Raw genomic sequence first — 12,390 nt, 5'->3', positions numbered from 1 at the left:
GCGCGCTCACGAGACGCAATCAACAAACACAAGAGCGGGAGGAAGTGCAAATGAGGAAGCAGTGGCTCAACTCGGGCTTGCCTGTTCTCGCCGTTGCGGCATTCGCGGCATCGGCGGCATTGGCTCAAACCGTGGATACGTCCCGGATCGAGGCCGCCGGCCAGAACGATTGGCTCACCTATCACGGTTCGTACAAATCCCATCACTACAGCCCGCTTGCGCAGATCAATACGAGCAATGTCGGCAATCTCGGCGTGGCCTGGATGCACATTCCCGGACGATCGACGCGCGGGCTGCAGTCGATGCCGCTCGTTGCCGATGGCGTGCTGTATTACTCGGGTTCTTACAGCCGGGTCTTCGCGCTGAACGGCGCGACCGGCGAGGTCATCTGGTCGTTCTTTCCGGAGCTGGATGAGGCACTCATCAGCCGCCAGACCCACTCTCCATACAACCGCGGCGTAGCTCTCGGTGAAGGCAAGGTCTTCGTCGGCACGATGGATGGGCGTGTCTTCGGCCTGGATGCGAAGACGGGAAAGGTCCTTTGGGAGACCAGGCTGATCGACTCGCAGAAGCTCACGGTCGGCTTCACCGGCGCGCCGCTTTACGCGAAGGGCAGCGTGATCATCGGCGCGCAAGGTGGCGAATGGCCGGGCCGCGGCCCGATCTTCGCTCTCGATGCCGCGACGGGAAAGAAGAAGTGGGAATTCCTGACGGTCGCGGGCACCGACGAGGCCATGAAGACCTGGGGCAACGAGTCCTGGCGCACCGGCGGTGGTGGCGGCTGGATGCCGGGCACCTACGATTCCGAGACCAACACCATCCTGTGGGGCACCGCGAATCCGGCGCCGCTCTACGATTGGTCGGGCGCCGACTACAAGACGCAAGGTGCGCGTCCCGGCGACAATCTCTACACCAGCTCGGTGATAGGGCTCGATATCGATACCGGCAAGCTGAAATTCTATCATCAGGAACTGCCGCACGATGCCTGGGACTTCGACAGCGCCGTCGGCGAGTTCGTGATGCTCGAGCGTGACGGCCAGAAATACGTGGTTCATCCGAACAAGGGCGGCTTCGTGTTCGTCTACGACCGCAATCTCGCCGTGAAGAACGTCTGGCGGCTGGTCGAGAACATCAACTTCGTCAAGGATATCGACCCCAAGACCGGCGCGCTGATCGGCCGTCGCGATTTCCCGGTCGGGAAGGTCACCGAGCCGCCGCTGTGTCCATTCATTGGCGGCGGCATCAGTTGGAACGCCGGCTCGTACAGCCCAAAGACCGGTCTCTACTACAAGATCGGGCAGGAATGGTGCATGACGCTGGATATCCAGAAGACGACGCCGGTCACCGCGCCGCAGGTCCAGCTCAACATCGGTGCCGATTTCAAAATGGCGCCTCCTCCGGGCGGCGAGATCTACGGGCACCTCGACGCGCGCGATCCGATAACGGGAGCGAAGAAATGGGAGGTTCGCTATCCCGAGCCTCCGCTTGGGAGTGTGCTGTCGACCGCGGGCAATCTCGTCTTCGTGCCTGATTCCCGCGGCGTGCTGCACGCCTATGATGCGGAAACCGGGGCCGAGCTGTGGAAACACAACAACGGCACCGGCCACCAGGGCGGCATCGTCAGCTACTCCGTCGGCGGCAAGCAATATATCGCCGTGACGGCGGGTTTCGGCGGCATGCTGGCGGACGAATATGCGCCGAACTTCGGCGGCATCTACAAGAGCATGCCGCGTGACGACGGCGCCCTGGTCGTCTTCAGCCTGAAATAGGGTGCCGCAAATGGTCGATCGAGGAGCGGGCGCAAGCCCGCTCTACGATCGATTGTAGCAGCCGTGCGAGATTCAGGAATGGAGCGTACCTGTTGAGACTGCCGTTCAAAACGATTCCGGCGGGCCTGGGCGCCTGGTTGCTGTGGGCTGCGATGGCTCAAGCACAATCCGCCACGCCCGCGCCGGAGAACGCGACGTTCGAGGTCGAGCAGGTGTTCGCGGGAACGTGCGGCTTTTGTCATTCCGACGGTGGCCGGGCGCCCGGCAAGGGGCCGCAACTGATGAATTCGCCGCGCGACGACGAATTCATTCGCAACCGCATCAAGCACGGCAAGCAAGGGGCGATGCCGGCATTCGACGGCGCCTTCACCGATACCCAGATCGACCAGATCGTCAAATACATCCGCGCCTTGAAACCGCGCGACGGCTGAATCGCAGAGAGCGCGGAATGAAGGCATTTGTCCCGGTCCTCGTCGCTGCCGCCATCGTCCTGTCGGGACCGGCCCAGGCGCGAACCCTGGACGCGATCCGCTCGAGCGGCGTGATCGGGCTGTGCGCACATCCCAATTCGCTTCCTTTTGCGCACAAGACCGGCGATCCGCCCGGCTTTCAGGTCGAGCTCGGTCGGGTGCTGGCACGCGAGCTCGGTGTCGCGCTGAGACTCGACTGGATCATCACGCAGTACCAAATGCGCAGCGCCGGCTGCGACATTCTTCTGGACGTCATCGCTGACCGTGAAGCGCAAGGCGAAACCCGCCTGAGGATCTCAAAACCGTATTATCGCACGGGCGTCGCGCTCGCGGTGCCCTCATCCAGCACGCTCACGTCCTTTGCGAGCCTCAACGAATCGACCAGGGTGGGCGTGCAGGTTGGATCGATCGCAGCCATGATCATCGGTCAACGACGGGTGCCGACATCGACCTTCGGCTTCGAGAGCGACAGCCTGGATGCCGTGTCGAACCACGAGATCGATGCCGCCGCTGTTACGCCCACCGCGGCGAGCTATTTCAATCTGACGCATCCGGACAAAAAGCTCCGGATCCTGGATCGCGACGAGAGCGTGGTCGATCTCAACTGGAACGTCGCCGTCGGCATGATCCGTCCGGACGATGCGTTGCGCGAAGCCATCGACGGAGCAGTGGAGCGGCTGCGGAGCGACGGCACGATCGACCGGATCTACGGCCGCTATGGGATCGTGCTGCAGGCGCCGAGATAATCGAGCCGCACAAGGGAACGACGCTGTCCCGACTGAGCCGGGACGGCGTCGCAGCCGCGCGAGGTACCGCTAGCGTTGGCCTTACGCCGCGGCCTTCTTCCGCGCGAGTTCGGCCTTGTACAGCTCGAACTCCTCCGCAATCGCCTTCGCGATTGACGGCCGCTGACGCAGGCGCTCGTAATACGCCTTCAGGTTCGGCCATTTCGCAAGCTCGATCGGCGGCGTCGCCATGGTCCAGTTGATGATCGTGACGAGATAGGCATCGGCGACGCTGAAATGGTCGAGCAGGAAGTCGCGGCCCTTCAGGTAATTGTCGAGATAGTCGAGGCGCGACAGGTTCTTTTCCAAGGCATAGGCCTTAGCCTCCTGCGGCGCCTTGCGGTCGAGCAGGGGCACGAACAGGCTCTTGTGCAGCTCGGTGCCGATGAAGCAGAGCCATTGATGCAGCCTTGTGCGCTCGATGCCCGCTGCGGCGCCGAGGCCCGACTGCGGAAAACGGTCTGCGACATATTGCAGGATCGCGGCGTTCTCAGTCAGCACCATGCCTTCGTCGGTACGCAGCGTCGGCACCAGGCCGATCGGGTTGACGGCGCGGAAATCGGAGCCGTCGTTCAAAACCTTCTTGGTCGGCGGGTCGACCTCGAGATAGTTCGCCTCGGCACCGGCTTCGTACAGCGCGACGCGTGTCGCCATCGAGCAGGCGAGCGGCGAGAAATAGAGATCCATCTGTAGCCTCCTTGGGCAATTCCTTTTTTGGGTGTCGCTCAACCTGGCCAGATTGATTTTTGTACCATCTTGCATAATATGAGTGCGGTCAAGGATTATTTGCGATATGGTACAAAAATCGAAGCCGCCAGCTGCTGCCAATGAACCCGAGCAACGCAGCCAACCCGAGCGCCGCGGCCAACCCAAGCGCCGCGGCCGTCCGCGCGCCTACGAGCCTGACGTTGCACTCGGCAAGGCGCTCGACCTGTTCCGAAAGCAGGGTTTTGCCGCGACCTCGCTCGATGATTTGAGCGAAGCGACCGGGATGAACCGCCCGAGTCTCTACGGCGCCTTCGGCGACAAGCGCGAGCTCTACATCAAGAGCTATCAGCGCTACCGCGAGGACGCGCGGGCTTCCATGGCCGCGATCTTCCGCGAGGAGATGCCGGTGCGTCAGCGGCTGGAGCGCATCTTCGCCTCCGCGCTGAGCATCTATCTCTCGGGCGAGACCGGCCCGCGCGGCTGCTTCACGGTGGTGACCGCGGCGTCAGAAGCCGTTGGCGATCCCGAGATTCGCGCCATGGTGCTCGACGGGCTCACCGAGCTCGACAAGGCCTTTGCGAGCTGCTTCCGCCGCGCCAAGGAGAAGGGCGAGTTGCCGGAGAGCGCCGATCCGGTCGTGCTGGCGCAGATCGCATCAGCCACCGTCCACACCATCGCCATCCGCTCGCGCGCGCGCGTTCCGCGCAAGGAGCTGGAGGCGATCGTGAAGGGCGCGATCGATGTGATGGTGGGGACTGGCGCCGAGACCTGAGCTGTCGTCCCGGACAAGCGAAGCGCAGATCTACCGTCTTGCGTGTCAAGGGATCGATCGAACGCGGAGGATGCGGCATCGTGCTCGGTCGTCAAGGCGGCTGCGCCCCGCCTTCGGCGGTGGCCTCCGGCCAGCCTTGACGATCTGCGCCCGATGCCGCGAGTGGCTGCCGTGATCGACGCCTCAGCGTGCCGCGGCTGCAGCGGGAGCCTTGGCCATGGCATCCCGCAGCTGGGCGTTCAGCCGCACCAGCAGTTTGCGCATCACAGCGACCATAATCACCTTGCCGGGCTTACCCCGTGCCCGCAGCCGGCTACAGAACTCCTTGATCTGCGGGTCGAACCGCATTGCCGTGCGCGCTGGGTTGAACAGGACAACCTTGATTGACGTGCGCCCCGGCGCCAGCCCGCGGCGCTTGCGGATGCTTCCGCTCTCATGAACGCGGGGAGCCAATCCGCCGAGCGCCGTAATCTTCTTGCAGCCAAACCTGCCGAGTTCCGGCAGCAGCGCCAACAGACCGCGTGCGGTCTGTTCAGCAACGCCGATCTGGTTACACAGAACCTCTTCCTTGAATGCCAGCTGCGGGTGTTCGTCCTCGTGCCGGGCAAGCTCGACAGCAATCGCTGCGAGAGCTTCGTCCAGATGAGCAATCATGCGCTCGATGGAGCTGCGGACCGCGTCCAATGGCGCGGTTGCCAGGCGGCAGGCCTCCGCATGCCGCATCGCCTTGAGCTGCCGCTGGCGCGCCATCAGGCAATCCAGCGTTACATCTTCCCGGCGGCCCAGGCGCAGCTCGCCGGCATTCAAGCGGTCGCGCCCATAGTCTCGCAGCAACCGCGCATCAATCCGGTCTGTCTTGGCCTTGATCCCTCGCACTTGGCGGAAAGCCTTGACCCGCTGCGAGTGAACGACGGCCCACGGAATCATCCTGTCCGCCAGCGCCGCTTCCAGGTTCCGCTCCCAGCCACCGGTGCGCTCGAACGCCACGAGGTCCTCAGCGGGATCGAGCTGCTCAACCAGGGCTGCAATTGCGGCCGCATCATTGCCATACCGCCGCACGCGCTCGCAGCCTTCCGCTGCCACATCCAACCAGGATTTGCCGACATCAATTCCAATGATACGCTTGCCGCTCATACCGACCTCCCTCATCATAGTCGGGTCCGGAGCGAGCACTGGATTGCAAACGGGCGATTAGCCCTCTCTACCGTTCGTGCCCGGACCCAGCAGCGCCGGCGGGCCTCCAGATCTGCACGATCGTCAAGATCTTCCGGGACCGCGAGGTCCCGCCGGCGTCCGATCTTCCATCAGGAAGACGCCAACAACATGCAATCCGGGACCCATAACCACAGGGAGCGGTTTAGCGAAGATTCGGAGTCGAATAGTTTGGTACTGCGACCCTGCGCTATCGATGAATCACGCAGTATGGGTCCCCGCCCCGTGGGCAATTGCGCATTAGGCGGGGACGGCACCGCTTATGAAGCGAGATCGTGGCCTCAGCTAAGCCGCCCGGATTTGCGCGAGGAAACGGTCGACCTCGTCGCGCAGCCGCTGCGATTGCTTGGCTAGCTCGATCGCCGAACCCAGCACTTCCTCGGCCGCCGTGCCCGTCGCGGCGATGCCCGCGGTGACACCGGAGATGTTCTGCGAGACCTCGCCGGTCCGGGCAGCCGCCTGCTGGACGTTCTGTGCGATCTCCTGCGTCGCCGTGCCCTGCTGGCCGACGGCCGCGGCGATCGCGGCGGAGATTTCGTCGACCCGTTGGATCGTTGCGCAGATCGACTGGATGCCGTCCACAGCGCCTGATGTCTCGCCCTGCACCGCCGTGACCTGGGCGCCGATCTCCTCGGTCGCCTTAGCGGTCTGTGTCGCCAGCGCCTTGACCTCGGAGGCGACAACGGCAAAGCCGCGGCCGGCTTCGCCCGCGCGCGCCGCTTCGATCGTCGCGTTCAGCGCCAGCAGGTTGGTCTGGCCCGCGATGCCGTTGATGAAGGAGACGACGTCGCCGATCTTCTGCGCCGCGTCTGCCAGGCTCTGCACGCGCTCGTTCGAGCGCCGTCCGTCACTCGCGGCCTTGCCCACCACTTCGGTGGCGTGGGCGAGGCGGCGGCTGATCTCGGTCATCGACGAGGACAATTCTTCCGCCGCCGCCGCGACGGTCTGCACGTTCTCCGACGCCAGTGTCGAGGCCGACGACACCGCGCGCGTCTGCTGTCGGGACTGCTCGACGATGGTCGACATCGACCGCGCCGTATGCTCCATCTCGACCGCAGCTGACGACACGGTGGTGACGACGTCGCGAATGCTGGCCTCGAAATTGTCGGCAAGCGCGGCGAAGGCGCGCCGCTTCTCCGCTTCGGACTGCGCCTTGGCTTCCAGCTGCTCGGCCTGAAGCTTGCCAAAGTTGACGGCGTTGTCGCGGAACACCGCGACCGCCTTCACCATCGCCCCGACTTCGTCGTTCGCCTTGCTAGCGGGGATGGTGACGTCGGTCCGGCCATCTGCAAGCTCGCGCATGACGGACGTGATGGAGAGGATCGGACGCGAGATGCTGCGGGCGATGAGATAGCCGACGATGGCGGCAAGCACGAGCCCGATCGCGGCGATCGCGATCGCGAGCATCCAGGCGCGGTCAGCCGAGGCCTCGTAATCGGCATTGTCCATCACCAGCTCGACGGCGCCGAGCGGCTTTCCGGAAAAGTCTTTGATCGGTCCTAGCAGGGCGGCGACCGGCGTGCTGTCGAGCTTGCCCTGCTGCATCGTGAAGTCGCCGCCGGTGGCGCGGCCGTAATCGGCCGCGTCGAAGAAGCTCTTGCCCTTCAGCGTGCCGCCGAACAGCTTGAAGCCGGAGCCATGGCGAGGTGGAAGGCGACGTCGACATGGCGGTTGGCTTTGAAGTCGTCGAGGAAGGACTGGGCGAAGGTCAGGCCGAATTCGACCGAGCCGAGATGCTTAGCCCCTTGCGCGATCGGCACCACGCCGCGGATGCCGAGACCGGCGACACCGCCCTCGAGACCGACCACGACTTTGCGGTCCTGGTTGGCGGCGACGACCGTCTTGCGAAAGCCCGAGAGGTCGTCGCCGAACTTGGCGGGTTGGTGCACGCGCAGGAACGAGGTTGCCGGCGCCATATGAAACTGGAACTGTTCGACGCCGTACTCCGATTTGGTCGCGGCGAACACCGGTCCGAACAGGGTAACGAGCGCGTTGCGGTCCTGTTTCGCCATTGCATCCTGCGTCGCCGGCATCGCGGCAACTACGGTGCTCATGGCGGCGGCGCGGCGGGATTCCTCGGCGATGCGCGACAAGAGGGCATCATAATGGCTGCGCAGCTCGCGCTTGTCGGCGCGGTCGATGATCCCGCCGATGATCCACATCGCGCCGAGTACGGCAAACAGCGCGGTCGCTGCGGCCGTCACCGCCAGCGCAACCGTGATCCGCATCCTGAGGCCGAGGCTCGCCCGCATGTCGACTCGTTGTTTGAGCGTTGATTAACAAAGCCTATCAACTTCTCGCTAAGAGACGGTGAACGGAATACCGGCAGAGCGCTGTGGTTGTGGGGGGAGATGGCTGTGGTGACCGGGCTGCTCCGCCGAACAAAGGTGTCGTCCCCGCGAAGGCGCTAGTGCATGCACATATCTTCCCGAGTCTAATCAATGACTTGCCTCTGGAGTGCAGAGAAATGCTGCACTCCGGCGGACCGACCCTCGTGAATTCTCGTCGCTGAGTAGTGAGCAAGTCTTTGATTGAGAGTCGGTTTTTAGGTTCGAAAAGATATGTGCATGCACTAGCGCGAAGGCGGGGACGACACCGAGCATGAGGCGCGCGCGTGCCTCTTCCAGCCAGCTAAGGCCTCAATACCCCCTGACCCGGTCCACCACGTTCTCCAGCGCACCGCCGGCCTCGAACTTCGCGATCTGCTCGGCGACATAGGCCGAGATCGCCTCCGCGTCGGTGTCGGCGGCGTTGTGTGGCGTCAACACCACCTTGGGGTGGGTCCAGAACCGGCTGTCCTTCGGCTGCGGCTCCTGCACGAACACGTCGAGCGAGGCGGCGCCCAGCGTGCCGTCGTCGAGGCAGGCCAGGATATCGGCTTCGTTCTGCAAGCCGCCGCGGCCGGCATTGATCAGCACCGGCGCGCCGAGCGGGCTGTTGCGATTGAGCTTCGTGAAGACATCGCGGTTGAGGATGCCGTTTGTGTCAGGCGTCAGCGGCAGCAGGCAAACCAGAATGTCGGTCGTGCGCAGAAACGCGTCGATCTGCGCAGCGCCCTGGAAGCATACCACGCCGTCGATCGCCCGCGGGCTGCGGCTCCAGCCGGCGACACGGAAGCCGAGCCGTCGCAGCACATTGGCTGCATCGGCCCCCAGTGTGCCCAATCCCATGACGCCGACCGTGATCGCGCTCGCCGGCCACTGATATTTTGGTTCCCAGCGTTTCTCGCGCTGCGATTGCCTGAGGTAAAGCTCCTGGCGGTGATGCATCAGCACGTGCAGAACGACATATTCGGTCATGCGATTGGTGAGATCGGGCACGGCGACGCGCACCAGCGGTACATCGGGCAGGCTCTTGTCCGCCATCAGCGCGTCGACGCCGGCGCCGAGATTGAAGATCGCGCGCAGATTGGGGAACGCACCGAGATCGCCCGGCACCGGCTTCCACACCGCCGCATAGTGCACCTCCGCCGGATCGAGCCCGGCGTCCGGCAGCAGCGCCACGCGGCGGTCTCCGCAGACCGCTTCGAACCGGGCCTTCCAGCGCTCCGGGAGCCAGTTCTGCTGCGTGCTGTTGATCAGGACGGCCAGTGTGCCCAGGGTCATTCGAAGTGCCTCGTCGGTTCCGCTTGAGAAGGACCCCTCCTTGGCACGATCTGCCGGATTTTTCTTGCAAATTTTTTCCGCAGCCCTGTCGGCGCGGGGCATATTGGCGCGTCTTCAGAACAGACGAGGAAAGTGTCGCCCATGCTCTACGCCATTCTTTGCTATCATGATGAGGACTTCGTCGGCTCCTGGAGCAAGGACCAGGACGAGACCGTGATGAAGAAGCTCGCTGTGGTGCAGGAGAAGCTCACCAAGCAGGGCCGGCTCGGGCCGGTGGCGCGGCTGTTGCCGACGACCGCGGCGGCGACGCTGCGCAAGGAGGATCCGCCGCTGGTGCTCGACGGCCCCTATGCCGAGACCAAGGAGCAGCTGCTCGGCTTCTACATCGTCGACTGCAAGAACCTCGACGACGCGCTCGACGTCGCGCGCGAGCTTGGAGCCGCCAATCCCGGCGGCGCCTACGAGGTGCGTCCCGTCGGCGTGTTCCGGCCCGGAGGAAACCTGACGTGAGCGAGGCCGATACCGCTTGGATCGAGACTGCGCTGACCTCGGCGCGACCCCAGGCGGTCGGCGCGCTGCTGCGCTATTTCCGCGACCTCGACACGGCCGAGGAGGCCTTTCAGAACGCCTGCCTGCGCGCGCTCAAGACCTGGCCGCAGAACGGGCCGCCGCGCGATCCCGCAGCCTGGCTGATCATGGTCGGCCGCAACGTCGCGATCGACGAGGTGCGGCGCGCCCGCAGGCAGCAGCCGCTGCCCGAGGACGACCAGGCGATCTCCGATCTCGACGACGCCGAAGGCGCGCTCGCCGAGCGGCTCGACGGCTCGCACTATCGCGACGACATTTTGCGGCTGATGTTCATCTGCTGCCATCCAGGGCTGCCGGCGACGCAGCAGATCGCGCTGGCTTTGCGCATCGTCTCGGGCCTCACGGTGAAGCAGATCGCGCGCGCCTTCCTGGTCTCGGAGGCCGCGATGGAGCAGCGCATCACGCGCGCCAAGGCGAAGGTCGCCGAGGCCGGGACGCCGTTCGAGGCGCCCGGCGCGATCGAGCGCTCCGAACGGCTCGCCGGCGTCGCCGCGATGATCTACCTGATCTTCAACGAGGGCTATTCGGCGAGTGGCGACACCGCCGAGATCAGGAAGCCGCTGTGCGAGGAGGCGATCCGGCTGGCGCGGCTGCTGCTGCGGCTGTTTCCGAGCGAGCCGGAGATCATGGGCCTGACGGCGCTGATCCTGTTGCAGCACGCCCGCAGCGCGGCGCGCTTTGCCGACGACGGATCGCTGATCCTGCTGGACGATCAGGATCGTTCCTTGTGGAACGGCACCATGATTGCAGAGGGCCTCGCGCTGATCGACAAGGCGATGCGCCACCGCCGCAGCGGGCCCTACCAGATCCAGGCTGCGATCGCCGCGCTGCATGCGCGCGCATCGACGCCGGAGGAGACCGACTGGACCCAGATCGACCTGCTCTACGGCGCGCTCGAAGTGGTGCAGCCCTCTCCGGTGGTGACGCTCAACCGTGCGGTCGCGGTCTCCAAGGTGCGCGGGCCGCAGGCCGCGCTCGATCTGATCGAGCCGCTGGCGCCGAAGCTCGCCAACTACTTCCATTTCTACGGCGTGCGCGGCGCCTTCCTGATGCAGCTTGGCCGCAACGATGAAGCCCGCGTCGCCTTCGACCGCGCCATCGCGCTCGCCAATACGTCGGCCGAAGCCGCTCACATCCGCATGCATCTCGACCGCCTGATCCGGGACAGCCAGCCGAAGGGAGCCGGCGCGCGGCAGGGCGCGAAGGCGACATAGGCGCATCTGCCTCCACATCGTCATGCCCGGGCTTGTCCCGGGCATCCACGTTCTCCGGCCCTCTTGTCTAAGACGTGGATGGCCGGGACAAGCCCGGCCATGACGTGGGAGGACTGTGCCAAAAAATCCGTTTCCGATTTGTCGGCCCCTGCGGTTCCCGTTCGTCCTAAGCCCGGATCTACGGAGCCCCTCATGCTGAAAGCCATTGCCGTCATCGCTATCGTGCTCGCCGTCGGCATAGCCGCCGTGCTCGTCTTCGCATTGACAAAACCCGACACATTCCGCGTCGAGCGCAGCCTCGCCGTGAAAGCACCGGCCGACGCGATCTATCCAGTGGTCGCCGATTTCCACCGCTGGACCGCCTGGTCGCCCTACGAGCATCGCGATCCCGCCATGAAGCGGACGTTCGGCGGAACCGCGGCAGGGAAGGGTGCGACCTATGCCTGGGACGGCAACAACAATGTCGGCGCCGGCCATATGGAGATCCTGGAGGCGAACGGGCCCTCCAAGCTCCGCATCAAGCTGGATTTCGAGCGGCCGTTCGAAGGGCACAACACCGCCGAGTTCACCTTTGTGCCGCAAGGCGATGCCACACTGGTCACATGGGCGATGTACGGTCCGGCCCCGTTCCTGTCCAAGGTCATGCAGGTGTTCATCAACATGGACAGCATGATCGGCAAGGATTTCGAGGCAGGCCTCGCCGGCCTGAAGAAGCTCACCGAGAAGCAATAGGCCTCACTGCAAACGAAGAGGAGAGAAACCGATGCTCAATCCCTATCTGTTCTACCAGGACAATTGCGAAGCGGCGTTCAACTATTACGTCAAGGTTCTCGGCGGCAAGATCGATGCAATGATGCGCGCATCGGATGCACCGCCGGAGATGCCGGCCACGCCCGGCCGCGAGAAGATGATCATGCATGCGCGGATGTCGCTGCCCGATGGCAGCGTGCTGATGGCATCCGACGCGCCGGCCGAGCACTTTCACAAGCCGCAGGGCTTCTCGATCTCGCTCACGGTCAAGGACCCCGCGGATGGCGAGCGCAAGTTCAACGCGCTCGCCGACGGCGGCAGCGTCACCATGCCCTTCAGCAAGACGTTCTGGGCCAAGGGCTTTGGGATGTGCGTCGACAAGTTCGGCATTCCCTGGATGGTGAACTGCCCGGCGGAAGGCATGTGACGGGCGCGAGCGCGCGCGATCCGCTGAGTTGCGATCCCCTCTCTCCAATGCTGCGGGAGAGGGGACGCGCATGGACCCGCTACGTCACGC

The 12,390-nt window shown here is 64.5% G+C and carries 13 protein-coding genes; 8 read left to right on the top strand and 5 right to left on the bottom strand.

Features of this window, described 5'->3' with window-relative positions; genetic code table 11:
• Positions 1 to 50: 50 nt before the first annotated feature.
• The 3 genes from ACVIIV_RS02520 to ACVIIV_RS02510 all read left to right on the top strand — a co-directional run bounded on the left by ACVIIV_RS02520 (position 51) and on the right by ACVIIV_RS02510 (position 2,985).
• The gene (locus ACVIIV_RS02520) at positions 51 to 1,769 is read left to right on the top strand and encodes an outer membrane protein assembly factor BamB family protein (RefSeq protein WP_456742755.1); all 1,719 of its coding nucleotides are present in this window, start codon (positions 51 to 53) and stop codon (positions 1,767 to 1,769) included.
• A gap of 92 nt (positions 1,770 to 1,861) precedes the next feature.
• The gene (locus ACVIIV_RS02515; RefSeq protein WP_456742754.1) at positions 1,862 to 2,200 is read left to right on the top strand and encodes a c-type cytochrome; all 339 of its coding nucleotides are present in this window, start codon (positions 1,862 to 1,864) and stop codon (positions 2,198 to 2,200) included.
• 17 nt (positions 2,201 to 2,217) lie between these two features.
• Positions 2,218 to 2,985: a substrate-binding periplasmic protein gene (locus tag ACVIIV_RS02510; protein ID WP_456742753.1), complete on the top strand. Its 768-nt coding sequence runs from the start codon at positions 2,218 to 2,220 to the stop codon at positions 2,983 to 2,985.
• A gap of 81 nt (positions 2,986 to 3,066) precedes the next feature.
• Here the strand turns inward: ACVIIV_RS02510 and ACVIIV_RS02505 are convergent, their stop codons facing one another.
• Positions 3,067 to 3,711, bottom strand: a complete 645-nt coding sequence (locus tag ACVIIV_RS02505; RefSeq protein ID WP_456742752.1) for a glutathione binding-like protein — start codon at positions 3,709 to 3,711, stop codon at positions 3,067 to 3,069.
• Positions 3,712 to 3,817: 106 nt separating this feature from the next.
• Here ACVIIV_RS02505 and ACVIIV_RS02500 point away from each other — a divergent pair, with 106 nt between their 5' ends.
• Positions 3,818 to 4,504, top strand: a complete 687-nt coding sequence (locus ACVIIV_RS02500; protein WP_456742751.1) for a TetR/AcrR family transcriptional regulator — start codon at positions 3,818 to 3,820, stop codon at positions 4,502 to 4,504.
• Between the two features lie 183 nt (positions 4,505 to 4,687).
• On the opposite strand, the gene ACVIIV_RS02495 is transcribed toward ACVIIV_RS02500, so the two are convergent.
• The 4 genes from ACVIIV_RS02495 to ACVIIV_RS02480 all read right to left on the bottom strand — a co-directional run bounded on the left by ACVIIV_RS02495 (position 4,688) and on the right by ACVIIV_RS02480 (position 9,321).
• The gene (locus ACVIIV_RS02495; RefSeq protein ID WP_456742750.1) at positions 4,688 to 5,638 is read right to left on the bottom strand and encodes an IS110 family transposase; all 951 of its coding nucleotides are present in this window, start codon (positions 5,636 to 5,638) and stop codon (positions 4,688 to 4,690) included.
• A gap of 363 nt (positions 5,639 to 6,001) precedes the next feature.
• Positions 6,002 to 7,261, bottom strand: coding sequence for a methyl-accepting chemotaxis protein (locus ACVIIV_RS02490; protein ID WP_456742749.1), 1,260 nt, complete (start codon positions 7,259 to 7,261; stop codon positions 6,002 to 6,004).
• Between the two features lie 59 nt (positions 7,262 to 7,320).
• A complete protein-coding gene (locus tag ACVIIV_RS02485; protein WP_456742748.1) occupies positions 7,321 to 7,968 on the bottom strand; it encodes a cache domain-containing protein in 648 nt (215 codons plus the stop codon).
• A gap of 387 nt (positions 7,969 to 8,355) precedes the next feature.
• Complete coding sequence (locus ACVIIV_RS02480; protein ID WP_456742747.1) at positions 8,356 to 9,321, bottom strand: 2-hydroxyacid dehydrogenase; 966 nt, start codon at positions 9,319 to 9,321, stop codon at positions 8,356 to 8,358.
• A 141-nt stretch (positions 9,322 to 9,462) separates the two neighbouring features.
• Here ACVIIV_RS02480 and ACVIIV_RS02475 point away from each other — a divergent pair, with 141 nt between their 5' ends.
• From ACVIIV_RS02475 to ACVIIV_RS02460, 4 genes are all read left to right on the top strand, one after another.
• Entirely contained in the window at positions 9,463 to 9,831 is a 369-nt protein-coding gene (locus ACVIIV_RS02475) for a YciI family protein (protein ID WP_456742746.1), read from the top strand.
• Positions 9,828 to 11,123, top strand: coding sequence for an RNA polymerase sigma factor (locus ACVIIV_RS02470; protein WP_456742745.1), 1,296 nt, complete (start codon positions 9,828 to 9,830; stop codon positions 11,121 to 11,123). The genes ACVIIV_RS02475 and ACVIIV_RS02470 overlap by 4 nt, the downstream gene beginning before the upstream one ends.
• A 192-nt stretch (positions 11,124 to 11,315) precedes the next feature.
• Positions 11,316 to 11,855, top strand: a complete 540-nt coding sequence (locus ACVIIV_RS02465; RefSeq protein WP_456742744.1) for an SRPBCC family protein — start codon at positions 11,316 to 11,318, stop codon at positions 11,853 to 11,855.
• A gap of 31 nt (positions 11,856 to 11,886) precedes the next feature.
• Positions 11,887 to 12,300 (top strand): VOC family protein, encoded by a 414-nt coding sequence (locus ACVIIV_RS02460; RefSeq protein ID WP_456742743.1) that lies wholly within the window; start codon positions 11,887 to 11,889, stop codon positions 12,298 to 12,300.
• The last annotated feature ends 90 nt before the right edge of the window (positions 12,301 to 12,390 follow it).

It is taken from the genome of Bradyrhizobium sp. USDA 4354 (genome assembly GCF_054060315.1).
The sequence above is the reverse complement of the archived record's forward strand: the minus strand, read 5'-3'. Positions and strand labels throughout refer to the sequence as shown.

Excerpts from the sequence above, each read along its gene's own strand:
- ACVIIV_RS02520 (WP_456742755.1), top strand. The coding sequence starts at position 51 with ATGAGGAAGCAGTGGCTCAACTCGGGCTTGCCTGTTCTCGCCGTTGCG.
- ACVIIV_RS02510 (WP_456742753.1), top strand. The coding sequence starts at position 2,218 with ATGAAGGCATTTGTCCCGGTCCTCGTCGCTGCCGCCATCGTCCTGTCG.
- ACVIIV_RS02505 (WP_456742752.1), bottom strand. The coding sequence starts at position 3,711 with ATGGATCTCTATTTCTCGCCGCTCGCCTGCTCGATGGCGACACGCGTC.
- ACVIIV_RS02500 (WP_456742751.1), top strand. The coding sequence starts at position 3,818 with ATGGTACAAAAATCGAAGCCGCCAGCTGCTGCCAATGAACCCGAGCAA.
- ACVIIV_RS02495 (WP_456742750.1), bottom strand. The coding sequence starts at position 5,638 with ATGAGCGGCAAGCGTATCATTGGAATTGATGTCGGCAAATCCTGGTTG.
- ACVIIV_RS02490 (WP_456742749.1), bottom strand. The coding sequence starts at position 7,261 with ATGCAGCAGGGCAAGCTCGACAGCACGCCGGTCGCCGCCCTGCTAGGA.
- ACVIIV_RS02485 (WP_456742748.1), bottom strand. The coding sequence starts at position 7,968 with ATGCGGGCGAGCCTCGGCCTCAGGATGCGGATCACGGTTGCGCTGGCG.
- ACVIIV_RS02480 (WP_456742747.1), bottom strand. The coding sequence starts at position 9,321 with ATGACCCTGGGCACACTGGCCGTCCTGATCAACAGCACGCAGCAGAAC.
- ACVIIV_RS02475 (WP_456742746.1), top strand. The coding sequence starts at position 9,463 with ATGCTCTACGCCATTCTTTGCTATCATGATGAGGACTTCGTCGGCTCC.
- ACVIIV_RS02465 (WP_456742744.1), top strand. The coding sequence starts at position 11,316 with ATGCTGAAAGCCATTGCCGTCATCGCTATCGTGCTCGCCGTCGGCATA.
- ACVIIV_RS02460 (WP_456742743.1), top strand. The coding sequence starts at position 11,887 with ATGCTCAATCCCTATCTGTTCTACCAGGACAATTGCGAAGCGGCGTTC.